Origin of the sequence: Bacillus sp. JJ1532 (assembly GCF_036965085.1) — a bacterium.
GTDB lineage: Bacteria > Bacillota > Bacilli > Bacillales > Cytobacillaceae > Cytobacillus.
The window spans coordinates 25,454-51,608 of the sequence record NZ_JBALOW010000001.1 but is presented as its reverse complement, the minus strand read 5'-3'; the positions used below and the strand labels follow the sequence as shown (position 1 = coordinate 51,608).

The 26,155-nt window shown below is 38.8% G+C and carries 28 protein-coding genes; 18 read left to right on the top strand and 10 right to left on the bottom strand.

What is annotated here, in order from left to right; all coding sequences use genetic code 11:
- Positions 1 to 236: 236 nt before the first annotated feature.
- Entirely contained in the window at positions 237 to 776 is a 540-nt protein-coding gene (locus tag V7122_RS00285; RefSeq protein ID WP_335346449.1) for a DUF1572 family protein, read from the top strand.
- Between the two features lie 134 nt (positions 777 to 910).
- Here V7122_RS00285 and V7122_RS00280 read toward each other — a convergent pair whose 3' ends face one another.
- A complete protein-coding gene (locus tag V7122_RS00280) occupies positions 911 to 1,441 on the bottom strand; it encodes a GNAT family N-acetyltransferase (protein WP_335525313.1) in 531 nt (176 codons plus the stop codon).
- 52 nt (positions 1,442 to 1,493) lie between these two features.
- Positions 1,494 to 1,829, bottom strand: a complete 336-nt coding sequence (locus tag V7122_RS00275; protein ID WP_335347777.1) for a L,D-transpeptidase — start codon at positions 1,827 to 1,829, stop codon at positions 1,494 to 1,496.
- A 181-nt stretch (positions 1,830 to 2,010) separates the two neighbouring features.
- On the opposite strand from V7122_RS00275, the gene V7122_RS00270 reads away from it, so the two are divergent.
- The 3 genes from V7122_RS00270 (at position 2,011) to V7122_RS00260 (ending at position 5,819) form a co-directional block, all read left to right on the top strand.
- Positions 2,011 to 3,012, top strand: coding sequence for a cation diffusion facilitator family transporter (locus tag V7122_RS00270; protein WP_335347778.1), 1,002 nt, complete (start codon positions 2,011 to 2,013; stop codon positions 3,010 to 3,012).
- A gap of 310 nt (positions 3,013 to 3,322) precedes the next feature.
- Entirely contained in the window at positions 3,323 to 3,715 is a 393-nt protein-coding gene (locus tag V7122_RS00265) for an ArsR/SmtB family transcription factor (protein ID WP_335347779.1), read from the top strand.
- Positions 3,693 to 5,819, top strand: a complete 2,127-nt coding sequence (locus V7122_RS00260; protein WP_335347780.1) for a heavy metal translocating P-type ATPase — start codon at positions 3,693 to 3,695, stop codon at positions 5,817 to 5,819. The genes V7122_RS00265 and V7122_RS00260 overlap by 23 nt, the downstream gene beginning before the upstream one ends.
- Positions 5,820 to 6,067: 248 nt before the next feature.
- On the opposite strand, the gene V7122_RS00255 is transcribed toward V7122_RS00260, so the two are convergent.
- Together V7122_RS00255 and V7122_RS00250 are read right to left on the bottom strand one after the other, a co-directional pair.
- On the bottom strand, positions 6,068 to 7,789 hold the full coding sequence (locus V7122_RS00255; protein ID WP_335347781.1) for a glycine betaine ABC transporter substrate-binding protein: 1,722 nt from the start codon (positions 7,787 to 7,789) through the stop codon (positions 6,068 to 6,070).
- Between the two features lie 2 nt (positions 7,790 to 7,791).
- Positions 7,792 to 8,997 carry a quaternary amine ABC transporter ATP-binding protein gene (locus V7122_RS00250; RefSeq protein WP_335353814.1) on the bottom strand — a complete coding sequence of 402 codons (1,206 nt, stop codon included), beginning with the start codon at positions 8,995 to 8,997 and terminating at the stop codon, positions 7,792 to 7,794.
- Between the two features lie 208 nt (positions 8,998 to 9,205).
- Here V7122_RS00250 and V7122_RS00245 point away from each other — a divergent pair, with 208 nt between their 5' ends.
- The 6 genes from V7122_RS00245 (at position 9,206) to V7122_RS00220 (ending at position 14,535) form a co-directional block, all read left to right on the top strand.
- Positions 9,206 to 10,003, top strand: coding sequence for a hypothetical protein (locus V7122_RS00245; RefSeq protein ID WP_335347783.1), 798 nt, complete (start codon positions 9,206 to 9,208; stop codon positions 10,001 to 10,003).
- Positions 10,004 to 10,282: 279 nt separating this feature from the next.
- Positions 10,283 to 11,614 (top strand): allantoinase, encoded by a 1,332-nt coding sequence (locus V7122_RS00240; RefSeq protein ID WP_335353815.1) that lies wholly within the window; start codon positions 10,283 to 10,285, stop codon positions 11,612 to 11,614.
- A 191-nt stretch (positions 11,615 to 11,805) separates the two neighbouring features.
- A complete protein-coding gene (locus V7122_RS00235) occupies positions 11,806 to 12,384 on the top strand; it encodes a TetR/AcrR family transcriptional regulator (protein ID WP_335525310.1) in 579 nt (192 codons plus the stop codon).
- 58 nt (positions 12,385 to 12,442) lie between these two features.
- Complete coding sequence (locus V7122_RS00230; protein ID WP_335344605.1) at positions 12,443 to 13,375, top strand: SDR family NAD(P)-dependent oxidoreductase; 933 nt, start codon at positions 12,443 to 12,445, stop codon at positions 13,373 to 13,375.
- A 60-nt stretch (positions 13,376 to 13,435) separates the two neighbouring features.
- Positions 13,436 to 13,888, top strand: a complete 453-nt coding sequence (locus V7122_RS00225; RefSeq protein WP_335344606.1) for a GNAT family N-acetyltransferase — start codon at positions 13,436 to 13,438, stop codon at positions 13,886 to 13,888.
- A 182-nt stretch (positions 13,889 to 14,070) separates the two neighbouring features.
- On the top strand, positions 14,071 to 14,535 hold the full coding sequence (locus V7122_RS00220; RefSeq protein WP_335353816.1) for a cupin domain-containing protein: 465 nt from the start codon (positions 14,071 to 14,073) through the stop codon (positions 14,533 to 14,535).
- A gap of 335 nt (positions 14,536 to 14,870) precedes the next feature.
- On the opposite strand, the gene V7122_RS00215 is transcribed toward V7122_RS00220, so the two are convergent.
- Both V7122_RS00215 and V7122_RS00210 read right to left on the bottom strand, forming a co-directional pair.
- The gene (locus V7122_RS00215; protein WP_335346931.1) at positions 14,871 to 15,137 is read right to left on the bottom strand and encodes a Parvovirus coat protein VP1-like protein; all 267 of its coding nucleotides are present in this window, start codon (positions 15,135 to 15,137) and stop codon (positions 14,871 to 14,873) included.
- Between the two features lie 251 nt (positions 15,138 to 15,388).
- On the bottom strand, positions 15,389 to 16,603 hold the full coding sequence (locus V7122_RS00210) for a translocation protein TolB (RefSeq protein ID WP_335346930.1): 1,215 nt from the start codon (positions 16,601 to 16,603) through the stop codon (positions 15,389 to 15,391).
- A 201-nt stretch (positions 16,604 to 16,804) separates the two neighbouring features.
- On the opposite strand from V7122_RS00210, the gene V7122_RS00205 reads away from it, so the two are divergent.
- From V7122_RS00205 to V7122_RS00195, 3 genes are read left to right on the top strand one after another with little or no spacing between them, the layout of a single operon-like run.
- A complete protein-coding gene (locus V7122_RS00205; RefSeq protein WP_335525309.1) occupies positions 16,805 to 17,539 on the top strand; it encodes an SDR family NAD(P)-dependent oxidoreductase in 735 nt (244 codons plus the stop codon).
- The gene (locus tag V7122_RS00200; RefSeq protein ID WP_335353818.1) at positions 17,536 to 18,570 is read left to right on the top strand and encodes an S-adenosylmethionine:tRNA ribosyltransferase-isomerase; all 1,035 of its coding nucleotides are present in this window, start codon (positions 17,536 to 17,538) and stop codon (positions 18,568 to 18,570) included. Before V7122_RS00205 ends, V7122_RS00200 begins: the two co-directional genes overlap by 4 nt.
- Positions 18,570 to 18,935: a VOC family protein gene (locus tag V7122_RS00195; RefSeq protein ID WP_335353819.1), complete on the top strand. Its 366-nt coding sequence runs from the start codon at positions 18,570 to 18,572 to the stop codon at positions 18,933 to 18,935. The genes V7122_RS00200 and V7122_RS00195 overlap by 1 nt, the downstream gene beginning before the upstream one ends.
- A 39-nt stretch (positions 18,936 to 18,974) precedes the next feature.
- Here the strand turns inward: V7122_RS00195 and V7122_RS00190 are convergent, their stop codons facing one another.
- From V7122_RS00190 to V7122_RS00180, 3 genes are all read right to left on the bottom strand, one after another.
- On the bottom strand, positions 18,975 to 19,172 hold the full coding sequence (locus V7122_RS00190) for a YwbE family protein (protein ID WP_335353820.1): 198 nt from the start codon (positions 19,170 to 19,172) through the stop codon (positions 18,975 to 18,977).
- Positions 19,172 to 19,369 carry a hypothetical protein gene (locus V7122_RS00185; protein WP_335353821.1) on the bottom strand — a complete coding sequence of 66 codons (198 nt, stop codon included), beginning with the start codon at positions 19,367 to 19,369 and terminating at the stop codon, positions 19,172 to 19,174. The genes V7122_RS00190 and V7122_RS00185 overlap by 1 nt, the downstream gene beginning before the upstream one ends.
- Positions 19,370 to 19,489: 120 nt before the next feature.
- The gene (locus V7122_RS00180; protein ID WP_335483777.1) at positions 19,490 to 20,209 is read right to left on the bottom strand and encodes a DUF421 domain-containing protein; all 720 of its coding nucleotides are present in this window, start codon (positions 20,207 to 20,209) and stop codon (positions 19,490 to 19,492) included.
- A 233-nt stretch (positions 20,210 to 20,442) separates the two neighbouring features.
- Here V7122_RS00180 and V7122_RS00175 point away from each other — a divergent pair, with 233 nt between their 5' ends.
- On the top strand, positions 20,443 to 20,676 hold the full coding sequence (locus tag V7122_RS00175; RefSeq protein ID WP_335353823.1) for an HAAS signaling domain-containing protein: 234 nt from the start codon (positions 20,443 to 20,445) through the stop codon (positions 20,674 to 20,676).
- Here the strand turns inward: V7122_RS00175 and V7122_RS00170 are convergent.
- Positions 20,627 to 20,929 (bottom strand): hypothetical protein, encoded by a 303-nt coding sequence (locus V7122_RS00170; RefSeq protein WP_335343787.1) that lies wholly within the window; start codon positions 20,927 to 20,929, stop codon positions 20,627 to 20,629. The genes V7122_RS00175 and V7122_RS00170 overlap by 50 nt on opposite strands.
- A 245-nt stretch (positions 20,930 to 21,174) precedes the next feature.
- On the opposite strand from V7122_RS00170, the gene V7122_RS00165 reads away from it, so the two are divergent.
- The 4 genes from V7122_RS00165 to V7122_RS00150 are packed head-to-tail and all read left to right on the top strand — an operon-like array spanning position 21,175 to position 26,125.
- The gene (locus tag V7122_RS00165; RefSeq protein WP_335343788.1) at positions 21,175 to 22,143 is read left to right on the top strand and encodes an ABC transporter permease; all 969 of its coding nucleotides are present in this window, start codon (positions 21,175 to 21,177) and stop codon (positions 22,141 to 22,143) included.
- Positions 22,140 to 22,976 (top strand): ABC transporter permease, encoded by an 837-nt coding sequence (locus V7122_RS00160; RefSeq protein WP_335353825.1) that lies wholly within the window; start codon positions 22,140 to 22,142, stop codon positions 22,974 to 22,976. The genes V7122_RS00165 and V7122_RS00160 overlap by 4 nt, the downstream gene beginning before the upstream one ends.
- Complete coding sequence (locus V7122_RS00155; protein WP_335353826.1) at positions 22,969 to 24,567, top strand: ABC transporter ATP-binding protein; 1,599 nt, start codon at positions 22,969 to 22,971, stop codon at positions 24,565 to 24,567. Before V7122_RS00160 ends, V7122_RS00155 begins: the two co-directional genes overlap by 8 nt.
- On the top strand, positions 24,560 to 26,125 hold the full coding sequence (locus tag V7122_RS00150; RefSeq protein WP_335525306.1) for an ABC transporter substrate-binding protein: 1,566 nt from the start codon (positions 24,560 to 24,562) through the stop codon (positions 26,123 to 26,125). Before V7122_RS00155 ends, V7122_RS00150 begins: the two co-directional genes overlap by 8 nt.
- Positions 26,126 to 26,155: the final 30 nt, after the last annotated feature.

Below are 26,155 nucleotides of genomic sequence, written 5' to 3'. Positions count from 1 at the left end.
TGTCACGGTAACCAGCTCGCCCTTCAGATGCCCGATAGCCAATGAAAATAGCTGTCACGGTAACCAGCTCGCCCTTCTGCTGCCCGTCAGCCAAGGAAAAGGGCCGTCACAGTAACCGGACCGCTCTTCAGATGCCTTTTAGCCAATGAAAAGAGCTGTCATGGTAACAAGACTCTCCCTTTGATGACTTGAAAAAGGGACCATGAATAAATTTAAGTATTCTATGGGGGATGATTATGAATATTGGAAGCGAATATTTGAAGGTTGTTATGGACCGATTTAAAAGTGTAAAAAGCCTTGGAGATAAAACGATAAATCAATTATCTGAGGAAGAAATATATTGGATATTTAATAACGAGTCAAATAGTGTTGCCATAATTGTAAAGCACATGAGTGGAAATATGGTTTCAAGGTGGACTGACTTTTTAACTTCAGATGGGGAAAAGGAATATAGAAATCGTGATGAAGAATTCAAATATGATATATCTTCAAAATCAGAGCTAACAATGGTTTGGGAAAAAGGTTGGAAAACCCTAATTGATGCATTAACTGGTTTAAGTGAACAAGACTTATTAAAAATTATCCATATTCGTGGAGAAGGTCATTTGGTTTTAGAAGCTATTGAAAGGCAAATGGCTCATTATGCATATCATGTGGGTCAAATAGTTTATATTGCTAAACAAGTTAAAGGTGAAGAATGGGAGAGTCTTAGTATTCCAAAAGGAAAATCGGAAGAATATTTACAACAAATGCTTGAAAAACATCAAGATAAATAGAAAAAATACTTTGGGAATTAGGTGGAACTAAATGGGGAGTACAATTTCATTTATTAGCCCTTTGATTCCCAAAGATGAAATGAAGTTACCCTTTTTGGAAAATCCCTTCTTATACATGCTGTCACGCTTGATTTCTAATCGGCCAACACAATCGAATCTTCTTTGCTCCAAATATAATAAATAAATTCATTCTCCTCATTCATATTAAGTTCTTCCTCACTTGCCGCTCTTTGAATAAATCCGTTCTTTTCCAAAACCTTTTGGGAAGCTGCATTATATGTCGCGGTCATGGCTTTAATGCACTTTACTCCTAGTTCGGGAGCTGCCTCTAGCAGCATTTTGAGCGCATGATTAGCAATGCCTTTCCCTGTGTGTGCCTCTCCAATTCTATAACCAACAGATCCAACACTTTCAACTGGGTCAATATCGACTAAATTGATTCTTCCTAGAATAGAGCCGTTTTCACCTTTAATTAAATAAAAATGAGATACCCTCAGATCTTGTTCTTCTAGCAAGGCTTCATTCTTCAATTTAAAGGTATTATATTCATAGTAATCATCTCCGCGGCTTGGAACCATCGTTTCGAAAAAAGCTCTGTTCTCCACTTCAAATGTAAATAATCTTTCAAAATCTGCTTCGGATAATTTTACAATTAATATTTTCATCGGCAATCACCATCAACTTAAGGTTTATCATCCCATTATAAACAAAAGTAACTCATTTATGAATATAAACGCTAGTCCCAACCCGAACTCTGGATGATAGGTCTAGAACATCATAATTGAACATGCGAATACATCCGTGTGAGACATTTTTTCCAATCGAAGCGGGGTTATTTGTACCGTGTATCCCATAATGAGGTGCTGACAATCCCATCCAAAGCACTCCAAATGGTCCGCCGGGATTAGGTTGTTTATTAATAATCTTGTAAGTCCCAGAAGGTGTAGGTGTCAATATTTTTCCAACAGCAATAGGGTAGGTCTTTATTAATCTGTTTCCATCAAACAATTTTAATTGATGCTTTGATGTAGAAACATCGATCCATCGTACCATGTAGATCAACTCCGTTTTTTGACTATTGTATGAGCAAGCTTAGGCTTTTGTTAATGACGGTTTGCAGGAGTAAAAAGGAAATAGTTTACAAACACTAAAGCCATTAAGCATGAAAATGGTGATGGAATAATGTCCACTTTTTTAAGAAAAATATTAAGAAAAGGCTCTTGGAGGAGATAATGTGGCAAATGAAGCAAAACAAGATAATTTATTATCGCTTATAAAGAAGGGAAATAAATCCTCTGCAGTAGCAGCTATAGGTAATACTGTAATAGCAGTGGCCAAAGGAATTGCCTATGTCTTAAGTGGAAATGGGGCTATGTTTGCTTCTACAATGCATTCCCTCGCTGATGCAGTAAATCAAGGGTTTGTTTTTGTCGGCAGTGTACTTTCAGAAAAAAAACCGACACGCAGGTTTCCTGCTGGTTTTGGCAGGGTGATCAATATTTTCTGTATGATCGCCGTTATTGTTGTGACTATAATGGCTTATGAAACAATAAAAGAAGGCTGGCATTTACTTCAACACCCCGTAAGCAAAACAGGTGGATTTTGGCTGAGCGTCATTGTTTTAATCATTAACCTTGCGATAGACGGTGCTATTCTAGTTAAAGCGATGAAAGAGATATTAAAAGAAGCGAGAGTTGAAAATATAAATGGATTTGGGATTGTATCAGGAGCATTGAAAAATGTCGGCAGAGCAGCCCCACCTACCCGCTTAGTTTTTTACGAGGACATTGTGGCGTGTTTAGGTGCATTATTAGCGCTAATTGCTATCGTTGTTACCTCTTTAACAAACTTTAATGCATTAGATGGAATAGCCACTATTCTGATCGGTGTACTGATGGTCGGAGTTGCTTTTAGGGTGGGATTTGATAATATGGTCGGTCTCATAGGAGTAGCCGCTCCACAGGAAATAGTGGAAAGAGTTCAAAATGCTATCTTTAGTGATAAGGAAGTTGCTGATATAAGAAAACTTCGAATTTTACAAGAGGGAAGGTACTATCATGTCGAGGGACTCATCGAATTAAGAAAAGGCCTCTCCCTCTCAATTGCTGATGATATAAAGTTCAGGGTACAGGATAAGATCATGGATGATCCAGATATAACCGATGTGACCCTCGGAATTATTGAGGATGACGATATTAAAAGTTGGTCCACTGATAATTTGAAGGGACTGACATGACCAAGTATATTCATTATAAACACTGCAGGTGCTTAAAGTTTCAATAATAAAAAGGCTGTCGAATTATTTCCGACAGCCCTATTTGTTTGGTCAAAAAAAATCCAGCTGTTTTCTCCAGCAGGTCTCCTCAAAAATAAAGCGGGCTAAGATTTCTTGTGATCTTCTAAGCTCAGTGTCATATGGAGTTCCATTGGTTGCAACTTTTCTCCTTATTCAAAAGAATATTTGAATATATCTTTTGACAGTTTATTGATGAACAGCATAAACTAATATGTAAATAATCAAATGCTCATTTGAATGAGGTGGATGAATGAGTCAAAAAAATATAACTGCAGATGACTCCTGTGAAACATTTTGCTTTGATGAAGAAAAGGTCAATCGGATCCAACAGAGAGTGGACGAAGTGAATGGAGTAGAATTATTATTTAAAGCCTTGTCTGATGCCACCCGAATTAAAATTGCCTATGCGCTAACAATAGAGAAAGAATTATGTGTTTGTGACGTAGCAAATATTATTGGATCTTCAACGGCTACAGCTAGCCATCATTTACGATTATTGCGTGATTTGGGGTTAGCGAAGCATCGAAAGGAAGGAAAGCTTGTTTTTTATTCCTTAGCGGATGATCATGTACATCAATTAGTATCGATCGCATTAATTCATTCTAAAGAGGGTGTAAGCAATGGGGGAAGCGCTGGAGAATAATAAAGAAATATACAGGTTACAAGGACTTTCTTGCGCCAATTGTGCAGCAAAATTTGAAAAAAACATTCGTGAAATTGATACGGTGAATGATGTTCAATTAAATTTCGGTGCATCAAAATTAACAATCATCGGGGAAGCAACGATTGAACAGCTAGAGGAAGCCGGCGCATTCGATGGAATTAAGGTACTTCCTGAGAACCAAAGAGGAAAAGAAGAAAAGGTGTCATTTTGGAAGAAGGTCGAAAATAAAAATACGATGGCTTCACTTTCCTTCCTAATATTAGGATATGCGTCAATGTATACATTGGGAGAGAGCCACATAGCTACAATCTTCACTTTTGCTTTATCGATTATACTTGGCGGGTTTGATCTTTTTAAGGTCGGGTTAAAAAACCTTACAAAGCTGCAATTTGATATTAAAACTCTGATGACAATCGCGATCATTGGTGCGGCCATTATCGGAGAGTGGAGTGAAGGGGCAATTGTGGTTTTCTTATTCGCCTTGAGCGAGGCTTTAGAAAGCTACTCCATGGATAAAGCACGAGAATCGATTCGCTCTTTAATGGATATTGCTCCAAAAACCGCTTTAGTGAGGCGCGGAAATCAAGAAATGGAATTAGATGTTGAAGATATCGAATTAGGCGATATTTTAATCATTAAGCCCGGGGAAAAGCTGGCAATGGATGGGGAAGTCGTACAAGGGCAATCTTCTATCAATCAAGCAGCCATCACGGGCGAATCCATCCCTGTTTTAAAAATTCCTGGTGATGAAGTATTTGCCGGCACATTAAATGAAGAAGGTTCATTAGAAGTAAAAGTCACGAAACGGGTGGAAGATACAACGATTGCTAAAATTATCCACTTAGTGGAAGAGGCGCAGGCAGAGCGCGCTCCTTCGCAAGCATTTATTGATAAATTTGCGAAATACTATACTCCCGCCATTATGATTATCGCTTTTTTAATCGCGATTGTTCCTCCATTACTCATGGCTGGAGATTGGTCCGAATGGATTTACCGAGGCCTTGCTGTATTAGTTGTCGGCTGCCCGTGTGCTTTAGTTATTTCTACTCCAGTTGCAATTGTCACAGCCATTGGGAACGCAGCGAAAAAAGGTGTATTAATTAAAGGCGGCATTCACTTAGAAGAAGCGGGACGTTTAAAAGTAATTGCCTTTGATAAAACCGGCACATTAACAAAAGGGACACCAGAAGTGACTGATATGAAAGCATTAGAAGGACATTGCGAAAAAGAATTATTGGGAATCGCCATGGCTATTGAGAAATTTTCACAGCATCCTTTAGCATCCGCGATCATTCGAAAAGCTGAAAAAAATGGGATTTCCCCAAATGACTTTACTGCTGAAGATTTCCAATCCATTACGGGTAAAGGGGCAAAAGCTCGAGTTCAGGATGTTGTCTATTATATTGGAAGTCCTAAGCTTTTTGCCGAGATGAATCATCTTCCTGCTGCCGTTGAAAATGAAGTAAAAGCGTTGCAAATTCATGGAAAAACAGTCATGTTAGTGGGTACAAAAGAAGAGCTTATTGGACTAATAGCTGTTGCCGATCAGGTGAGGGACAGCAGCGCTGAAGTCATTCGAAAATTGTATAATATCGGCATACAAAAAACGATTATGCTGACGGGGGATAATCAAGCAACAGGTCATGCAATCGCTAGGCAAGTTGGGGTAAATGATGTAAAAGCCGATCTATTGCCTCAAGATAAATTAGAAACGATTAAATCTTTAAAAGAACAATACGGAAAAGTGGCTATGGTCGGAGATGGAGTCAATGATGCACCAGCCTTAGCAACAGCCACGATTGGGATCGCCATGGGCGGGGCAGGGACCGATACAGCAATCGAAACTGCTGATATTGCTTTAATGGCCGATGATTTAAATAAGCTGCCATACACTATCCAGCTAAGCCGCAGAGCCTTAAGGATTATTAAGGAAAATATTTCGTTCGCCCTAGGACTCAAATTATTAGCGTTAATTTTAATAGTTCCAGGCTGGCTGACGTTATGGATGGCGATTTTTGCGGACATGGGAGCGACACTCATTGTCGTGTTAAATTCATTGCGGTTATTGAGGGTAAAGGAGTAACCGTGAAATAGAATTAATGAAAGAGGCTATCCAATTGGATAGCCTCTATTCATGTTCAATTTTTTATGAAAGTGTGATTCTTTTACCGAAAAAATAAAAATCGAAGCTACGCGGTCAATGAAAGTGTTGTTCATTTACCCAAATAATCAAAAGAATACTCGTAAGGTTAATAATATGACTATTCGTTTATCCAAGGTACTTTTTCGTCATAAACCTATTGGTCAAATCCTTATCTCCGGCGCTATTCCTTATTTCAAATCCTCAATCGAATTAATATCAACATAATTTGGGACAACTAATCCAAGTTTTGTCCCTTTTAGGTTCGGGCCAAGGTCAACAATATCGTTCTTATACGTATTGTAATATTCGAGATGAGTAGTTGGCAGCCAGGCAGCGACCATGGCATCGGCACTGCCGTTTGCAATCCCGGCAAACATCGGGCCGACTTCAACCTGACTCAGCGTTACATCGTAGCCATTCTGCTCAAGCACCTTCGCAATGACATTTGTGCTCGCTATTTCAGTATCCCAAGCTACATAAACAAGTTTGACCTTTTCGCCATTCCCCGCTTGGGCACCGTTTGTCCATTTGGCTACTTTGTCTGGATTGGCAGCAATCCATTTTTCAGCAGCATCAGCTGGATCCGCGCCTTTTTCAATTTCGACCATCACGTTTTCCATATCACTCGTTTCCCAAAAGAATTGATCGAGGATTTTATAAGCACCAGGGGCATCTTGATCAAGCCCTTTTCTAACGATTGTATTAATATTTTCAGCTTTGCCAAAGGCACCTTTTGGATCTTCGAGATACTTTAAATCAAATGATGAGAACATCCAATGTGGTGACCATCCCGTGACAATGATGGGTTCCTTCTTATCAATGGCTTTCTTTAATACGGCAACCATTGCGGCTGATGAGCCTTCAACTAGCTGCCATTTTTCTAATCCGTACTCCTCTAACATTTGATGGGACGTTGCCATTATTCCAGCTCCAGGCTCAATCCCGATAATTTTATAATTGGTTTGAGCCCCGATTCCACTCGCATTTTCATCTTCAGCAGTACTTTTTGTAAACGATAATACGAGTGCAGTTCCTACTAGTAGGATCGCTAAAATAGATAAAATCACCTTTTTGCTAACAATATTTTCATACGCCGGCTTGCGAAGGTTTTGCGAGATCCGGTCGAGAATAATGGCAATAATCACGATGGATAATCCGGCTTCAAAGCCTTGTCCCACATTTATTTGGCTTACCGCCCGATAAACGTCCGCTCCAAGTCCCGGCGCTCCAACTAATGAAGCCGTCACAACCATGGATAGGGCAAGCATGATACTCTGGTTTACTCCCGCCATAATCGTTGGAGTGGCTAAGGGTAATTGGACTTTGAACAATTTTTGGCTAGGTGTAGAACCGAAAGCATCTGAAGCTTCAATTAAATCTTCTGGCACTTCCTGTATCCCAAGATTGGTCATACGGATGGTCGGAGCAATCGCAAAAATAAAGGAAGCAATAATTCCCGGCACAACACCAATTCCGAAAAATAAAATAGATGGAATTAAATAAACAAAAGCCGGCATTGTTTGCATGAAGTCTAAAATAGGCGTAATAATGCTTTGCGCTGTTTTACTCCGTGCACACCAAATTCCTAGTGGTATCCCAATGACAATTGTGAGCAAGCCTGACAAAACAACGATGGCCAGTGTTTGAATACTTGAATCCCAATATCCAAGATTATTAATCAACAGTAAGCTAATCAGCGTAAAAATTCCTAATGGCCATCTGCTCGTATAAGTAACTAAAAGGGCTAAAATGATAATTAATACGATAGGAGGACCTGCACTTAATACATCCACTAAAATATTTAAAAGCCCCTCGACCGCACTTGTTATGAATGAAAATAATCCAGCAAATGTGACGGTTATCCAATTAACGAGCGTATCGATCCATTGTCCTAATGGGATTTTTGGCATGCTCAATCACTCTCCAAATCGTTCAAAGAATCTTTATTCCCTGCAAGAGCACCAATTACGGCACCACGAATAACGATTCCTTTCAATCTTCTTTCTTCATCAATAACCGCTAATGGCAGACTGGATGTTGCTATATCATCCATAAATTCGGCAAGCAATGCATCTTCTGTAACGGTAGGAAGGTCGGTTGCCATCGCTTCGGAAATGGATTGGTTTTGGTCGATTGCCTGGCGAGCTTGTTCAGCCATTAACACACCCAATAACTTATTTTTTCGATCAACGACAAATATGCTGGAATATCCTTGCTTTCGCATAATTTCCAGAGCCACCCTCGGACCGCGGTCTGGACTAATTTTTTCTGGCCGTTTCATTACATGGGATGCCGTTAATACTTTCGATAAATCGACATCCTCCACGAATTTCTCAACAAATTCATTGGCTGGATTCATCATTATTTGTTCAGGGGTTCCTAATTGAATGACACTGCCGTCTTTCATTAAAGCAATTCTGTCCCCAATTCGGAGTGCTTCATCTAAGTCATGCGTGATAAAAATAATCGTTTTCTTGTACAGTTCCTGGATTTCGAGTAATTCATCCTGCATGTCTTTACGAATGAGTGGATCTAAGGCACTGAACGCCTCATCCATTAATAATATTTTCGTATCGCTTGCGAGAGCCCGCGCAAGCCCGACCCTTTGCTGCATTCCGCCGCTTAGTTGGGATGGGAGCTGGTCTTCATAGCCTTTTAAACCAACAACTTCAAGGGCTTTCAGCGCTTTTTCACTGCGTTCTTCTGGAGGAACATTTTTAATTTCGAGACCAAACTCTGTGTTTTCTAAAATGGTTTTGTGCGGAAATAAAGCAAACTTTTGAAAGACCATACTAATCTTCTTTTGTCTAACTTCTCGCAGTCTTGCGGCATTCATCTTTACGATATCTTCATTTTCAATCAGAATTTCCCCGATTGTAGGGTCAATTAGCCTATTAAACATACGGATTAAGGTTGATTTCCCACTTCCAGATAACCCCATGATGACAAATATTTCACCGGGAAAGATTTCGAAATGGACCTTATTCACACCAACTGTTTGCCCAGTTGCTTTCAAAATTTCCTTTTTCGTTTTTCCTTGCTTTAATAAATCAATGGCAGCTTTAGGCGATTTGCCAAAAATCTTCGAGACATTTCTAACTTCTACAATAGGCTTCAATCTAAACACCTCATTTTCTAAGTTGCCAAATATCATATGTAGTTTTGCCGATTAATTAACTTTATATGTTGGTTTTGTGCAGGGGCATTGGCGACTGAAGCTCTGTAGACGGGAAATTTTTGGAGTGAATTTATTTAAGTGGGAGTTTGTCCCAAACATTCATTTCCTTTTCGAATATTATTTTAATAAAAGGCTGGTGAGCTAAATAATGTATTTAGTTGGCTTCTATTCGCCAAAAGCAAAATCAGGTGTAACGGAATTGTCTTTATCGATTTATCAGTGGCTTAAAATGAATACGCCTTTATCTGCAGCATTTATTTCCTATGGGGCTTTAGAAAAAGAAGAGAATTCCAATGGGTTTATCCACGAATTCTCCAAATTATCATTAACAGAGCAAAAGCGAAAAGTGAAAAGGATGAAGAAGGAATACGATATTATTATTTACGATGCTTCTAGTCAACTTTCCGAAGGGGTTTTAAAGCTATTGCCTATTGTGGATCGATTATTTGTTGTTGGTGAAGAGCATACAAACTTTGCAGTAAAACTGCATCAAATCATTCAATTTAATAAAATTTTTGATAAGAGCGTAAAGAGTTTTATTACACATTTACAAGGGAATAAAACTTTTATTATCCGTGAAAATAAGGTTGATCGTGTAATTGGATTTAATTATACAAAAGAAGAAGCAAATGAAATTGGTCAAATGGTATATACAGATTATGTTACCCATTATTTAGAGGGGAAATTTATTGAAAAAAATGAAAAAGTCTATAATAAAATTAAACAAATTCCGAAAGAAGAATTGTACAGAGGCTTGTACGAACTTGGTATTGATTTTGAAAAAGCACTGCTCTTTCATAAATTTATTATGATGCGTGAAGCATTAGGGCAAAACTACAATGAAGCACTTGAAAATCTATTTCCATTATTAATAAATTCCTCTTTCCAAGAACTTCTAGAAAAATTTGAAAGTGAATTTTATTTCATAACAAAATTTAAAATTTAATAAGCATCCATTTATCATTCCTCTAAAAACTCTTCTTTTTTACCGCGTTTAGCACCGTCATTCTGTAATATAACTGGATTAACTTTGATGAAATCAATAATATTCCTTGAATTGGTTCCAGATAATCTTTTGCCTCATGTCCCTTTTGGGAAAGTCATAAATAGTAGCGTAAATAGAAGATCCCTCACTTTTGTGGGGGATTTATTTCGTTTTATTTTTCTCCTAATTACAAAAGCTATGGAAAGGTTAAAAGAAAATAACAAATGGAGGAATGGACAAATGACGAATTACGATTTAATTATTAAAAGTGGGCAAATCGTGACTGCGGATTCGATTATTAAAGGAGATATTGCCATTAAAGATGGAAAAATCATAGAGGTTTCGGCGGGCAAAGCGTTTGAGGGGACAGCAGATAAAGAAATAAATGCAGAAGGACTTCATATTCTCCCTGGGCTAATTGATACACATGTCCATTTTAATGAACCGGGAAGAACGGAATGGGAAGGACTGGAGACAGGAAGCAGAAGCTTAGCTGCCGGCGGGGTGACCACCTTTTTTGATATGCCATTGAATAGCACTCCACCAACCATTAATAAAGAAAATTTGGAAATAAAAAGTTCTATTGCTGCTGAAAAATCCATTGTTAATCCGCGTTTTTGGGGCGGGCTAGTCCCAGAAAATATAGAGGATTTAAGAGGTTTACATGAAAATGGCGTGATCGGCTTTAAGGCATTCATGTCCCCAAGCGGGATTGATGATTTTAATAATGTGGATGATGAATCAATTTATAAGGGAATGAAGGAGATTGCCTCTCTTGGTTCGCTTTTAGCCGTTCATGCGGAAAGTACGGTAATGTGCGATCAGCTTGCGAAAGAAAAAATAAGTAAAGGGAAAGTATCAGCAAGAGATTTTGTGGAATCCCGTCCGATTATTTCTGAAGTAGAAGCAGTCAGAAGAGTCCTTTCTTATGCAGAGCTAACTGGATGTAAGCTGCATATTGTCCATGCCAGCAGCCGCAGAGTTGTGAAGCTTATTAATGAAGCAAAGGAAAGCGGCTTAGATGTTACAGTGGAAACATGCCCGCATTATTTATCGCTGACAGTAAAAGATTTAGAAGAAAAAGGAGTATTGACGAAGTGTGCTCCGCCATTAAGAGATAAGGATGAGGTAGAAAATCTATGGGCCGCTGTCGCAAATGGTGAAATTGATGTCATCGGTTCAGACCATTCACCAGCACCCGCATCCATGAAAGAAAGCACAGGCAATATTTTTGAAGGGTGGGGCGGTATTTCAGGAGCGCAATCTACGTTAAATATTTTGTTAACCGAAGGGCATTTTAAAAGAAAACTTCCTTTAGAAAAAATAGTTGAATTAACTTCAACAAATCCCGCGAAAGTATTCGGACTTTCAAATAAAGGAACGATTGCCGCCGATTACGATGCTGATTTGACACTTGTGAATTTAAACGAAAGCTTTGAACTAAAGAAGGAAGATTTATTCTATCGTCATCAGCATTCACCATATGTTGGCATGACCTTTAAAGGAAAAGTCACAACAACGATTGTCGGTGGGAAAGTAGTATTTGAAAATGGGAAACTGATGGAGAAATAAAAGAACATAACCCCGTCCCTTTATTGGAACGGGGTTATTTATTTTATCTTAGCCCTTCATTTATTTTATGGGAGGAGTAAGCCATAATGTTTAATTTAACAATAGTAAATAGATATTGCGTTTACCCCTTGTAATTCGATTTTGGGTAAACTATAATATCAATTAACCAGTGGTCAATTAAAGGAGGATCTATGTCACCTCGTAAATCATCTTCTCAAGAACTTACTCAAGAAATGATTCTAAATGTAGCAAGAACTCAATTTATTGAAAAAGACTATCATCAAGTATCCATGAGAAGTATTGCTAAACAACTTGATTGCAGTCACGGAGCTCTTTATTATCATTTTAAAAATAAAGCTGAATTATTTTATGCCATTATAGAAGAATATTTTATGAATTTGAACAGGCTTATCGAAGAAATTGTTGAGGCTCCTGAAGATTCTCATATTAAACTCCAAAAAATTCTGATCGGCTTTATTGAATTCGGCTTAAATCATCAAAGTCAGTATGAAATGATGTTTATGATAAGAAATACGGAGGTAAATGCTTTATCTCAAGAAGCTGCGAATCTTAGCTATGAAAAATTTGCTCAGGCCGTTCAATCTTTAGCTACGAATAAATTATTAATTAGTGATATTTACTCTTCGTTTATAGCTCTTCACGGCTTTGTTTCTCATTATCGGGGTCATGTTAGTGGATTTGAGGAAGCGAAAGAAGCTGCTCATTTACATGTCAAATTTATTTTTAAAGCTCTAAATCAACAGAACTGATTTAGAGTATATTTTTTAACTTTGTTGACCAGTGGTTAATAAAAGGAGGAAGATGAGAATGAAAAAAGCATTAGTGGCAGGTGCATCGGGTGGTATGGGATATGCATTAGTTTGTGAATTAGTATCTAGAGGTATTGATGTCGTTGCCTTTTCCAGAGGAAAAGAAAAGCTTGAACGACTTTACAAAAGCCAGTCAAATGTAATCATCTTTTCAGGAGACGCATTAAATCAAGATGATTTGATGGAAGCAGCAGATGGAGTAGATGTCATTTTTCATGCTGTAAGTTTTCCTTATCAAGAATGGGTTGAGAAACACCTCAAATGTATTGATATTATGTCAGAAGTGGCAAAAATAAAAGGAGCAAAAATAGCTTTTGTCGACAATATATATGCTTATGGAAGGCAATTTAATCAATTGGTGACAGAAGATGCAAAAAAAGAACCCCATACTAAAAAAGGAAAAATCAGACTGCAAATGGAAAACAGGTTAAAAGAAAGCGGTGTGCCAACCTTAATTGTCCATATGCCTGATTTATACGGGCCCAATGCTGAAAACACCATTCTTCACGAAACCCTCAAAAACGCAGTACTAAATAAAAAAGCCAATTTTGTTGGGAGTACGAAAGCAGCTAGGGAATTCCTTTTTACTAAAGATGGTGCGATAGCCATGGTTGAATTGGCACTCCGCCAAGAAGCATATAATCAAAATTGGAACATTCCATCTAAACATCCTATTACGGGTGATGAGTTAATTGCGATTATACGAGAAATAACGGGATACGAGAAAAAAGTCAGAACTGTATCGAAAAGCATGATCCGTTTCTTAGGAATTTTTTCACCCTTTATGAAGGAAATGGTGGAAATGATGTATTTGACGGAAAATCCAGTCTTGCTTAGTGGAGAAAAGTATCAAAAAGAGATAAATTTATGGCCGAGTACTTCATATAGACAAGGAATTCAAGAAACAATTTCTTGGATGAAGGAAAATTAAAGAGATGTATTAGTTTAATATGGTAAAATAGTGGAAAAACAGTCCTGGGAGAGAGCATATATGCATATCCGTAAACTAAATATAAATGAAAAACCACCGATCGATTTATTGCTATTGGCTGATCCTTCTTTGAAATTAGTTGAGGAATATACACAAAGAGGAGAATGCTTTGTGGCTGAAATGGATGATCAAATTGTTGGGGTGTATGTACTTCTTCCGACAAGACCTGAAACGGTGGAGCTGGTGAATATTGCAGTAATCGAAACCCGCCATGGCCGCGGTATCGGGAAACAACTTATCATGCATGCAATAAAGACAGCTAAATTATCTGGATACAAAACAATGGAAGTGGGTACTGGAAATTCCAGTATTGGACAATTAGCTCTCTATCAAAAATGTGGTTTTAGAATGACCGGTATTGATCTAGACTTTTTCACTAGGAATTATCCAGAAGAAATTATTGAGAACGGAATACTTTGCAGGGATATGGTTCGGTTATCTCAGAATTTGTAGATGAAATAGAAAAACTTATAGAACCAAACTAGAATTAGCTGCCATTTGTGGTGGCTATTTATTTTTTTAAATAATAAACAATGGCAATTAATTTAAAACGGATTTTTTGTCGGAGACATCTAGTTCGAAAGTAAGGTCTTTTTTCATAAAATAAAATGAAAATATGGAGCTGGAGGTTGGGCATGATTACAGCAAATCTTAACTCATTGAAGCTTTTAGAAGGATGGTTTGAAAATGATCCAACGACAAGACAAAGGGCGGCATTTCCACTTTATAAAAGTACAGGAACAAAAAATCTTTCCGTTGTTTACTTTGAAATTAAACCTGGAGACAGTCTTGGTACTCATACCGATAGTGCGGAAGAAATCATTCTCGTTTTAGAGGGAAAAGCGGAAGCCACTGTTGAACATGAAAAAGGGGAAATAACGAAAGGTGAGATGGCTCTTATTCCTCACATGGTTCCCCATAATATTCGAAACATTGGTTCAGAAACATTAAAAGTGGTCGGCTTTTTTTCGAGTCCCAATGTGGTTTCTACATTTGTTGAGCCTCTAATGCCCATAAACCAGAGCACGGTTGGCACGCCGCCTATTGAAAGCGATAGCCCAATGACATGGAATGAAATCTTTAGTAGAATAATGGGTTAATTTGGTGCATAAAGAGTAAAAAACGACAGAGGAAAAAAAATAGGGAGCTATTCAGAAAAGCTGACTTTCTGAACAGCTCTTTTATTATTCCAAAAGAAAGTAAGAAACCAAACATCCGGAAGAATTATCGAATGCACAAAAAAGGGATTGGTGAATTAACAGGATGTAATGAAAAATTCATAAATTATTTTTTTTTGGCAATAGGGGAAACTGCTTCTTTAGCAAGCCCCTAGGTGAGGACGTAGTAGCCAAACAGTCACCTAAAGGCTTGTACAGAAGGTAGCTAACATTTCATAAATAGAAATGAATAAATTTTGATATAAAATGAAAAGGGGTTATTGAAATTTATCACGCAACCTCATAAAACTATAAATTAATGCAGCATCTCTGCCCATTTTATTACGAGAGTTGATTTTGGGACGCAGACAATTTAGAAATAGCTGGTCGCAGCATCTTGTTCGGCCATATCTCCAATAACATTCGTCATGTAACTTACAACACGCATCTACTTCATTAATTGGTGACCCTGGCCCGGAACAACCAGGCCCACAATACCTATATCCGGGTATACAAAACCCAAAAGGTGACCGTCTATAGCTCATTAATCCTCCTCCTTCCCTGACAAGCACTGAGATACAATAGAGTATGTATTTTCAGCATTAAACGGAAAGGCTTTTAAACTGTTATATGTGAATGCAGCTGGAAAAGAGGAGTTTTTCGAGAGAGCAGACAGTGCTATATGGATTTTCCAGAGATACACGAAGACTTGGCATAAACTGTATAGTGGAAAATACATTAAATAAATCAAAAAACCTCCCATCACCGGGAGGTCTAAATTTATTAAGAAGAGTATCTATTTTTTATTGAAAAATACCGGAGCAGAATCCACGTTTTTTAACCACAAATGTTCTATTCCATTCATTCCATCTTTAACCCATACATCCCCTTGGTGACCCTTTTCAGTCTTGCGATACCATGTAATTGCTGACCCAACGACTTGCGGTGCATGATCCAATTCATCTTTCTTTGGAAAAGTAATCTGCTTTTGTTCACCTGATTTTAAATTAATGACATATAGGGCTGTAAACATTGTTGGAACGGGTCCCTCTTTCCATTCCTTATTTTCTTTTGCTCGGGCAACGATGACTTGATCTGGAGAGAACCATTCGATATCAAGGTCTACGAATCCTTTCGGGGTATATTCCCTTTGTTTGGTCATGACAGGAATGTCGGCAATGGTTGTATGTTTGTTTTCAACGAGAAATCTTCCTTCCCCGGAAATGAAGGCTAGCTGATTGTTTGAGGGGGCCCATTTGATCCAGTTTTCATACCAGAGCATCTTGCCAATCACTTGAAAGTGATCCCCTTTAGATGAAAGGACGCATAAAGTATTGCTGTCATTGGACAATGACGCAGTTGGCATGGCTAGAAAGCTAACCCAATTCCCATCAGCACTCCACTTAAAGTATACAGCGTCGATGGCAAATAATTGATCATTTGTCTGAATGGTATAAAAAGGCTTTATTTTATTTACGTTTAGATTAGCATCAGCTGACACTTTAAAAAGATGAATAGGTTCCCATCCAGTAGGAAGCAAATTAGATTGTGACGAAACGATAAACTCTTTTCCATTGGGAAACCAAGCAAAATCACTTACACCTAGAGACACATTCTCAAATCCTTGTGGCCGTCCATTTTTTGTTTTTGTCACATTTAAGAGCCCTCTTGAATTGTAAGCTAGTTGATTTGATACAGGCGACCATTTAAAATTTCCCGTTTCAATCGTTTCATATGGTTGGTAGATTTCCTTTTTTTTTGAATCATACATATACAAATATGTTTTTTCTTGTTGCTCATCACCATCCAAAAAGGCTATAAACCGCCTATCCATGGACCATTGTGGATTGACTATATAGCGACCTGTTGTCAGTTGAATTTCTTTATCGTCCTCCTTTACCCATAGCTGATGATCTCGTATAAATGCAGCCTTAAGCTGAACTTCGGCAAAAGCATCCACTGTAAAATGATAACTAATGAATAGAATTATTAAAAAAATCCTCATTGCCATTAATATCCCTCCTTGTCATAGGATGTCCTACCAAGGGAAAACAATGGCCATAATACTGAAAGGAAAAATGCTCCTCATCCAAAAGTCGTAGATCTTTCTCGAACGATTTGCGTAAACCCCTTTCCTCCAACCTTCCGATGTGACTAGTGCTTTCTTTTTCTAAAATAAAAGTAAGAAAACGAAAGAAAGCGAGAGATTCAGATGAACAATAAAATGGTTGTTATGATTACAGGGGCATCGAAAGGTCTTGGAAGAGCACTGACATTGGCATTTGCTAAACAAGGAGTACTGCTTGCGATTTGTGCGAGAGGGGAAGGGATGCTGCGCAAGGTTGAGCAAGAAGCGAGAGAGCTTGGGGCTGAGATCATTGCAGTGGAGGCGGATGTTACGAATGTAAGGGATGTAAATCGGTTCGTCTCAATTGTAGAAGAAACTTTCGAACGGGTAGATATTTTAATAAATAATGCATCCGTATTTGGACCGGGTCCTACGCTGCTGGCCGATTATCCGGATCATGACTTTGCGGAAGTGATACGGATGAATGTGGTTAATCCTTTTCTTGTAACGAAGCGTGTATTGCCAGGCATGCTAATTAGAAATAACGGAAGAATTCTGAATGTCACATCAGAAGCGGGAAAAACAGGATTTGCTGAATGGGGTGCTTATGGGATTTCAAAGTTCGCGGTGGAAGGATTAACCCAAACTTGGGCTGATGAGTTAGAGGATACAGGTGTGAGTATGGGGATGGTTGACCCTGGAGAAATGGATACAGAGATGCACGCAATTGCCGTTCCTGATTGTGATTATGAGCTTGGTAACCCTCATGATGTCGCAAAGGCATTTGTTTATCTCTCATTAAATGAATCAGTAGAAGTGAACGGCAAGAGATTTGAGGCACAATCAATTTTAGAGGAAAAAAGGGGGCCGCTCCTATGATGCTAGCTGCACGTCCATTCCAAGTCCATGAAGATTTAAATGCGAATACGCCGGCTGAATACAGAGGAATACCGCGGGATCATGTCCGTTTAATGGCGCTCGATTCAAAAACGGGAGACAGCTTCCATAATCACTTTTACGAGTTAGGGTCTTACTTGCAAGAAGGAGACTTGCTTGTCTTAAATAATAGCCGTACACTTCCAGCTGTGTTAAAAGGGAAAAGGGGAACGCAACATATTGAAATTCGTTTATCACGGAAAATATCTGAATTCGAGTGGGAGGCACTTGTAACAGAAGGGATATTGAAGGTAGGTGAAAAGATTGATTTACCAGGAGATCTAGCAGCGACCATTACTGGGCAGGGAAATGAAGCCCCGTTAATTATTCTCGCATTTTCAAAGAGTGGAATCGCACTATACGATACAATCTATCAATTTGGAGAGCCGCTTCACTATGAATATATTGAAACACCTTGGCCGTTAGAAATGTATCAAACCGTTTATGCTTCTGTTCCGGGCTCTGTGGAAATGCCTTCTGCTGGAAGAGCTTTTACTTGGAAGCTGCTTAATAATCTGAAGCAAAAGGGTGTAAACATTGCTTATTTGCAGCTTCATACGGGTTTAAGCTATTACGGAAAGGACCGCTGGCCAAACCCAAGCAAACATCTTGAAGCATATAACGTGCCAAAGGAAACGGCTGATCTGGTAAACACAACGAAAAAAAATAATGGGCGCATCATAGCTATAGGTACTACTGTCGTTCGGGCACTAGAAACAGCTGTCAATAAAGCTGGAAACGTTGAAGCACAGGCAGGGCTAACGAATTTATATATTCAAAAAGGATTCCCGCTAAAAGCTGTAGATGGCCTCATAACCGGTTTTCATGAACCCGAAGCTAGTCATTTGGACCTTCTCACTGCATTTATTCAAGAGCCACTTCTGATGAAGGCTTACAATGAAGCACTAGCAGACGGATACCTTTGGCATGAGTTTGGCGATATGAATTTGATTTTGCCGATGGAAAAACAGTAATGAAGTGGCATCATGCAGGTATTCAAGTTCGGAATTTAGAAGAAGCCATTGAATTCTATGAAAGTGTTTTCGAATTTAAGATCGAACAATATCTTACTTTGCTCGGTGAGAAAATAGCCTTTCTTAAAAGAGAGGAAATAAGGATCGAACTAATAGAGTCAGAGGAAAAACCATCATCTTTAAGTTCTATTCATTTATCGTGGCAGGTGGAGGATGTAGAGGAATGGATTTGGAAGCTCAGTGTAAAGGGACTTAAATTGGCTGAAGGGCCTTACAAGCTGAAAAATGGCTGGGATATTGTCTTTTACGAGGGTCTTAATGATGAAGTAATAGAATTAATTCAAGTTGGTGAAGGGGATAAATAAAAGCATTCAGGGACATCCTTGAATGCTTTTTCCACCTCTTTATTCAACGTGTACCTTTTGGACACGTCCAACCTGTCCATCCGTTAGCCTAACTTTAATACCGTGGGGGTGAGTGCTCGATTTTGTGAGTAGATCCTTTACGATGCCTCTTGTCAGCTTTCCTGTTCTTTGATCAGCTTTAAGGACGATATCGACAGTCTTTCCAGGCAATACATCTTTCCGATTTTTTCCGTCCATTAGACACCCATTTTTCTGCGGGTATTGCTTGGTTTCTTTGATTGCTGGCTCTTCAGCTTTTTCGTTGATAAATCTCCATTTGTTGCACCTTTGCCGGAAGCGTTAGCCTGATTTTTTTTCTTTTCAAGCTGTTGTTTCATTGCTTCCTGCAGGCTGATTTTCTTTTTAGGTGCTTCGGATTGATGATTTTCAGACATAGAAAGGTTCCTCCTTTTTAAATATGTAGTTAGTCAAGTATAATCCATTTTTAGTTGTTTGTGAAAGCAAAAATAAGACAATTACACTTTAATTAAAGTTCGAATTTTATCATTTAAAATTTATTCTGCATCTGTAGGTGATATGATCTGATCTTCAAATAAATCAATAAAGAGAATACTGCTGGAGGAAATCACAGCATACTGGATATCTTTCACCTGTAAGTTCCTCCGTTTAATTTCTCGATCAAGCCACTCACTTGAGTAATTATTGTTTAAGTTTTTTCCAATCACCTTTCCATCCATAATAAGCTCTATTGGAAGGTTCGCAGTTTGATTCGTCATGCCTGGGTACAAATCTTTTTTGATTAAATTTTGAAATTTTGTTTTTTTCATAACAGATAATTTGCCGCTTATCTCTAAAATAGCAAATTCAACCTCAGATAGATCAAATATTGCCTTTTCCCTAAGCTGCTGATTTAAATCATCTAAAGAATATTTTGCTTTTTTCATATTGCCATCAAGAATTTTCCCATTCTCAATAATGACAGTTGGCTGTCCTGACAGCCACTTTCTTAAACGTCTATTTCTAGATGAAATAAAAGAAACAAGAAAGTATATGGAGATAAGTGAAAGAAAGGCGGACACCATAGGGATAAATTTTAAGTTTGTGTCGAATCCTATGTTGGCAATAAAGGAACCGATGGTGATTGATAGAGCGAAATTATAATGATTAATATGAGAATTTATATATTTTCCAATCCATAAAGATACAAACAATAGGATAATGAAAGAAGCACATGTTCGAAAAATAGCATGTATGATGACATCCAATTTTTTCATCCTTTATTATAAAGTATTCCTTAATTAATTTTAGCCAAATAAAGACTGTATCATAACATGGAAAATTACCTGTATTGGTTCCAAAAAAATCATAGGCATGCGCCAATTGGACCTAAGAAACCGAAGATATTATCGAATTACAGATAGCGGCCGAGCTAAATATCAAGAACTGCTCAGGGATTGGACAGATTATAAAATTAAAATTGATACGGTTTTACTAGGGGGATTAAAAAGTGAATAAAGAGTCGTATTTCAGGGAACTGCAGAGCAAACTTAGAAAATTGCCGGATGAAGAAGTGATTGCAGCCTTAGATTATTACAGTGAATATTTTGATGAAGCAGGAGTAGAAAATACTCAATATGTAATTGAAAAATTAGTTTCGCCTGCCCAGGTAGCCGGAGCTTATTCAAGTTCTTCTAATTTAATGTTCCATATTCAATTACTGGTACTGCTTTTCCTGAGATAGCTGTTTCGGCTCTATCATTTTTTAATTGAATGTATTCCGTTACTTTGAGGCAAAGAATTAATATGACCCCAATGCCAAGGTTGCCCAAAGTTCTTTTTCTAGTGACGGGCTGAATAAGCAATGTTCCGATTGAGATTTTAATAATGGGTTGAGGAATGGTCATTTGAGAAATCAATCTTCTTCCACCCAATTTTAAAATAAGAGTACCAAGTAAAAAATTATAAGTGTTTGCCAAATCAAATTGAAAATCCATATCTTTTCTCCTTATTAGAATCTATATGTATTTTCTGTTTGAATTTACCTTTTATACATAAAACTGAGTACATTTAAAATTCGCGGAGATACTGAGGGCAAACGGGAAAGTGTCTAATAGAAAGAATAGTAGTTTAGGCTTTCTATATATATTAATATATGAATGAAAATATGGTAAGATACAAGAGGAAAACTTGGTCATGTGTTTCCGCAATTATAGGTTTATTTTTAGAAAGCAGGATGTAAATGGGTCTATTTATTTTGAAGCGGCTTGCTGAATCATTCATAGTTTTACTCATTGGAAGCATGCTTTGCTTTATATTTATTCGGTTGCTGCCAGGAGATCCAGCAGCTGCACTTTATGGGGAACAGCTCCAAAAAATGAGTGAGGCGGACAGACTTCGCATCACTGAAAACCTTGGACTTCATGATCCGCTCCCGGTCCAATATGGAAAGTGGCTTTCCCAAATATTACAAGGCGAATGGGGGCAGTCCTTCATTTCGGGGGAAGATGTGACCTTATTGGTGATCCAAGCGCTGCAGCCTACATTTATTCTTATGATGTCATCCCATTTGATTATTTTTCTGCTTGCTGGCGTGTTTGGTGTCGTATCCGGATTGTTTCGACGATCTTTTTTTGATCAAGTGATTACATGGGTTAGTTTACTATTTATGTCCATACCGCCTTTTTGGTTCGCACTTATGCTAATGCTTTTTTTCTCCGTTTATTTAGGCGTACTGCCGACTTCCGGAATGGGGGAAGGAGGATGGGGCGAACAACTTCGATATTTACTTATGCCTTCATTAGTCCTCGCTTTATCACATGCCGGTTATTATATCAGGCTCCTTCGAAATCATATAAACATAACGAAAGATAATGGATTTATATTTGCTTTAAAAGCTCGGGGGATTGAGGAACGTAGAATTTTGTTGAATCATTTGCTGCCAAATGCTTCAATCCCCTTTCTATCCTATACAGGAATGTCACTTGCTGTAGCGCTTGCAGGTTCTGTAGTCATAGAAACTATTTTTTCGTGGCCAGGACTTGGCAGACTATCTTTAAAGGCTGCCCTAGCACATGATTACCCTGTATTATTAGCCGTCATTTTATTAAGTATGGTTTTTGTCATTGCGATAAACTTGTTAGTTGATCTCCTTTGTGCATGGATGGATCCGCGCCTGCGTTCTCAGCTGCTTGAGGAGGGAAAGAAATGAGAATGAAACGTCAGTGGAAGCTAATTATAGCAACTTCCTCTTTTTTGCTTCTTATTTTTTCTGTCGGGATGGCATCTTTTCTTACACCTTATGACCCGCTGTCTATCAGGATGGATCAGGTTCTTCAGCCCCCTGGATCAAGACATTTATTTGGAACAGATGAACTTGGACGGGATGTTCTAACACGTCTTTTGTATGGAGGGCGTGTTTCTCTCTTAGTCGGTGCCGCCGCTATGACAGTTTCAATCGTCATAGGGGTTAGTTATGGGGCGATAAGCGGTTTTGCTGGTGGTATCATGGACCGGATCATGATGCGGATTGTGGATGCTGCTCTAAGCTTCCCTTCACTGCTGCTCATGATTATCCTACAGCTCCTATTGCCTAAAGGATTGATGTCTATCATTCTAGTGATTAGTCTGACAAGCTGGATGACTATTGCCCGTCTAGTCCGAACAGAAATACTGACGATGAAGAATGAGATCTTTATTCAAGCTTCAACCGTGATCGGCGCTACACCTTTGCAATTATTGCACCGGCATATGCTGCCGCAATGCTGGCCGACTATCGCAGTCCTTGCCGTCAGCGGAATCAGCCATGCCGTACTTGCCGAAGCAACACTAAGCTTTCTTGGAATTGGTATTCCTCCACATGAACCATCATGGGGAAATATGCTGATGGGTGCACAAAGTTATTTACTGGGAGGTGCTTGGTGGCTGGCTTTATTTCCAGGAATTTGTATAACCTTTACCGTTCTTTTCATTACATTTGCAGGAGATGAGTTGCAAGATCGCTTAACCGGTCCACAGTTCAGAAATGGAGGAAAATATGACTGATTATCTTCTTGAAGCAGAGAATCTCACAATCTCTCTTCCTGACATAGATTTAGTGGTAAATGCTTCTTTTCGCATTCGGAAAGGAACGATCACCGCACTCATTGGAGAGAGCGGCTCTGGTAAAAGCTTAACTGCAAGGGCAGTTATTGACTTACTGCCTCAGGAAGTAACAGTTACTTCAGGTTCTGTGACATTTTCAGGGGAAATTGTGCAAATGATGAGTGGTAAACGGAAACGGGAATACCGTGGCAAAAGTCTAGGTTTTGTATTTCAAGATACATGGCAAACCTTCGATCCGCTTAGAACGATTGGATCCCATTTTATGGAGCTCTTCAAGGCCCACACTTCCCTGAAGAAAAGGGAGGCAAAAGAAGAAGCGATAAAACTTTTGCGGCTAGTGAAAATGAAGGACCCTGTGCATGTTTTCCGTTCATACCCACACGAATTATCGGGCGGCATGAGACAGCGTGTGCAAATGGCTATAGCTATTGCGTTGAATCCAACACTGTTAATAGCTGATGAACCAACGACTGCCCTTGACGTGAAAATTCAGTTTGAAATTCTATCACTTATACGTCAATGGCAGGAGGAATCAGGCGGAACGGTTCTATTTATTACACATGACTTAGGTGTGGTGGCTGAAATGGCCGATGATGTGATTGTGATGAGCAATGGACAAGTCATTGAACAGGCATCAGCTGAAGAATTATTTGCAAATCCTAAGTCGGATCAATCCAAAGAACTGCTGGAAAATTATTGGTTACTATCGGATCCATCCATGGTTTATCCTATCAAAGAAGAAAAACCAATAATGGGAGTAGAAAATGTCTCTAAAACATTTCACAAGAAAAAGTGGTTTCGATCAGATAAATTCGAAGCTGTCCGAGATGTGACATTGCAAATTCATGCTGGAGAAATAGTTGGATTAATTGGCGAAAGCGGAGGAGGAAAAAGCACTCTTGCCCGCCTTATGCTAAGCCTTGAGACATGCAGCAAGGGAACGGTTTCGTGGTATGGCCAAAAAGAGTTGCGAAGAGGTGTTCAATGGGTGCATCAGGATCCGATAGCCTCTTTTGACCCGCGCTGGACAGTAGAGAAAGTTGTTGGCGAAGGATTTGACTACTGGAAAAAAGGCGAAGGAAATAAAAAAGAAGAAGTAGCAGCTGTTTTACAGAAAGTAGAGCTTCCTTCATTTGCGATGTCATTATATCCTCATGAACTTTCTGGGGGGATGAGGCAGCGTGTTGCACTTGCTAGGGCACTGTTAGTAGAACCAGAGCTCATTGTGTTGGACGAACCATTTGCCAATCTCGATATGAGCTCACAAGCAAGAATGATTTCATTAATCCAGTCATTGAATGAACTTGAAGAAATGGCTATTTTTTTTATATCACATGATATCCGCGCAGCAATGGCGCTTTGTCAGCGGATTTTTGTCATGAATGAAGGAAGGATTGTTGAAGAATTGCCTTCAGACGAACTTTGCCAATCCAAGAACGAATACACACAAGCGCTTTTGTCTTATATGCCGATACTCAATCCTTCTAATAGAGGGCTGAAAAGAAATGAGAGGGAAGAGATTCATGTATAAAAAACTAATTTTAGCGATCGTTTCTATTTTTAGTCTTATTGTTTTAACGAGCTGTAGCGAAAGCAATTCAGAACAAGCTCAATCACCCAAAAAGAAGCAACTCGTTTATGGTACGGAAACAGAAATTGAAAAAGTGAATCCTGTTTTAGATGAAAGTCAGGAAATTGATGCCCTTCTTTTTCGCGGCTTAACAAAGCCAGATGAGAATAATAACGTAAAACCTGATTTAGCGGAGAGTTGGGAGATTTCTCAGGACAATTTAATCTATACCTTTAAACTCCGTGAAGACGCTAAATGGCAGGATGGAGAACCGGTAACTGCTGAGGATGTTGCCTTTACATTTAATAAAATTAAAGACCCGTCAACAAATACACCTATTTCAGGTGAATTTAATGAAATTAAGTCAGTTGAAGCTATTGGGGAGTTTGAAGTAAAAATAACTCTTCATCGTCCTTTTCCACCTCTTTTGGATAAGCTGAAAGTCGGTATCGTGCCCGCGCATATTTTGCGTGATGAGAATCTAAATAAAACGGATTTTAATCAACAGCCAATTGGGAATGGCCCGTTCAAGCTAAAGGAGTGGAAAAACGATCATACGATTGTGCTAGAACGGAATGATGATTATTACGGACAGGTGCCGAAGCTAGATGAAGTGGTTTTCAAAGCTGTTCCGGATGCCAATACACGTGCATTACAGTTGAAAACGGGAGAAATCGATTTAGCTTTATTGGAGCCGAATCAGCTGGCAGGCGTTAAAGAAACAGATCCTTATGCGGTGCATGAAGTATCGACAGCGGATTATCGTGCCGTGATGTATAATATGCGTTTGCCGTTATTTCAAGATAAGCGTGTCCGCCAGGCGATGAATCTTGCGGTAAATCGGGAAGAATTAGTCAAAGGGGTACTAGCTGGGAAGGGAGAGCCTGCATGGGGACCTTTGCAGAAATCTTGGGCAGGAGTTCCGCAAAAAGAATGGTATTCGTACAATATAGAAAAAGCGAAGCAGATTCTAGCTGAAGCCGGCTGGGTAAAAGGATCAGATGGGGTCTTAACAAAAGACGGAAAACGATTTGAATTTGAACTCGTTTCCCCGATTCAAGATAAAATTCGTGTCGCACTTGCGAATGTCGTTTCTGAACAGTTAAAGCCGCTTGGCATAATGGTGGTACCGAAACCTGTTGACCGGAATGCAGTAAAATATGATGGAGAAGAGGCATTAATTATTGGCTGGGGAAGTGAGTTTGATCCAGATGATCACACATTCCGTCTTTTCCATAGCAGTGAAATTGGCGATGGGCAATATAATTTTGGGGCCTATCAAAACGGAAAAGTCGATGAGCTTCTTATGAAAGCACGTACAGCAACAAATATTGATGAAAGAGAAGCTTTCTATAAAGGTTTCCAAGAGGAGCTGGCAATCGATCCGCCTTATAATTTTCTAGTTTATTTGGAAGCACTTTATGGAGTGAATAAAGATGTGACCGGCATCAGTACACGTACGTTAGGACATCACGGGTTCGGTGTATTATGGAATATTGAAGAGTGGGATAGAAAATAAGAAGAGAAAGGACGGTTCTTGTACTTCTGA

Excerpts from the sequence above, each read along its gene's own strand:
- V7122_RS00285 (WP_335346449.1), top strand. The coding sequence starts at position 237 with ATGAATATTGGAAGCGAATATTTGAAGGTTGTTATGGACCGATTTAAA.
- V7122_RS00280 (WP_335525313.1), bottom strand. The coding sequence starts at position 1,441 with ATGAAAATATTAATTGTAAAATTATCCGAAGCAGATTTTGAAAGATTA.
- V7122_RS00275 (WP_335347777.1), bottom strand. The coding sequence starts at position 1,829 with ATGGTACGATGGATCGATGTTTCTACATCAAAGCATCAATTAAAATTG.
- V7122_RS00265 (WP_335347779.1), top strand. The coding sequence starts at position 3,323 with ATGAGTCAAAAAAATATAACTGCAGATGACTCCTGTGAAACATTTTGC.
- V7122_RS00260 (WP_335347780.1), top strand. The coding sequence starts at position 3,693 with ATGGGGGAAGCGCTGGAGAATAATAAAGAAATATACAGGTTACAAGGA.
- V7122_RS00255 (WP_335347781.1), bottom strand. The coding sequence starts at position 7,789 with ATGCCAAAAATCCCATTAGGACAATGGATCGATACGCTCGTTAATTGG.
- V7122_RS00245 (WP_335347783.1), top strand. The coding sequence starts at position 9,206 with ATGTATTTAGTTGGCTTCTATTCGCCAAAAGCAAAATCAGGTGTAACG.
- V7122_RS00240 (WP_335353815.1), top strand. The coding sequence starts at position 10,283 with ATGACGAATTACGATTTAATTATTAAAAGTGGGCAAATCGTGACTGCG.
- V7122_RS00235 (WP_335525310.1), top strand. The coding sequence starts at position 11,806 with ATGTCACCTCGTAAATCATCTTCTCAAGAACTTACTCAAGAAATGATT.
- V7122_RS00230 (WP_335344605.1), top strand. The coding sequence starts at position 12,443 with ATGAAAAAAGCATTAGTGGCAGGTGCATCGGGTGGTATGGGATATGCA.
- V7122_RS00225 (WP_335344606.1), top strand. The coding sequence starts at position 13,436 with ATGCATATCCGTAAACTAAATATAAATGAAAAACCACCGATCGATTTA.
- V7122_RS00220 (WP_335353816.1), top strand. The coding sequence starts at position 14,071 with ATGATTACAGCAAATCTTAACTCATTGAAGCTTTTAGAAGGATGGTTT.
- V7122_RS00215 (WP_335346931.1), bottom strand. The coding sequence starts at position 15,137 with ATGAGCTATAGACGGTCACCTTTTGGGTTTTGTATACCCGGATATAGG.
- V7122_RS00210 (WP_335346930.1), bottom strand. The coding sequence starts at position 16,603 with ATGGCAATGAGGATTTTTTTAATAATTCTATTCATTAGTTATCATTTT.
- V7122_RS00205 (WP_335525309.1), top strand. The coding sequence starts at position 16,805 with ATGAACAATAAAATGGTTGTTATGATTACAGGGGCATCGAAAGGTCTT.
- V7122_RS00200 (WP_335353818.1), top strand. The coding sequence starts at position 17,536 with ATGATGCTAGCTGCACGTCCATTCCAAGTCCATGAAGATTTAAATGCG.
- V7122_RS00195 (WP_335353819.1), top strand. The coding sequence starts at position 18,570 with ATGAAGTGGCATCATGCAGGTATTCAAGTTCGGAATTTAGAAGAAGCC.
- V7122_RS00190 (WP_335353820.1), bottom strand. The coding sequence starts at position 19,172 with ATGGACGGAAAAAATCGGAAAGATGTATTGCCTGGAAAGACTGTCGAT.
- V7122_RS00185 (WP_335353821.1), bottom strand. The coding sequence starts at position 19,369 with ATGTCTGAAAATCATCAATCCGAAGCACCTAAAAAGAAAATCAGCCTG.
- V7122_RS00180 (WP_335483777.1), bottom strand. The coding sequence starts at position 20,209 with ATGAAAAAATTGGATGTCATCATACATGCTATTTTTCGAACATGTGCT.
- V7122_RS00170 (WP_335343787.1), bottom strand. The coding sequence starts at position 20,929 with ATGGATTTTCAATTTGATTTGGCAAACACTTATAATTTTTTACTTGGT.
- V7122_RS00165 (WP_335343788.1), top strand. The coding sequence starts at position 21,175 with ATGGGTCTATTTATTTTGAAGCGGCTTGCTGAATCATTCATAGTTTTA.
- V7122_RS00160 (WP_335353825.1), top strand. The coding sequence starts at position 22,140 with ATGAGAATGAAACGTCAGTGGAAGCTAATTATAGCAACTTCCTCTTTT.
- V7122_RS00155 (WP_335353826.1), top strand. The coding sequence starts at position 22,969 with ATGACTGATTATCTTCTTGAAGCAGAGAATCTCACAATCTCTCTTCCT.
- V7122_RS00150 (WP_335525306.1), top strand. The coding sequence starts at position 24,560 with ATGTATAAAAAACTAATTTTAGCGATCGTTTCTATTTTTAGTCTTATT.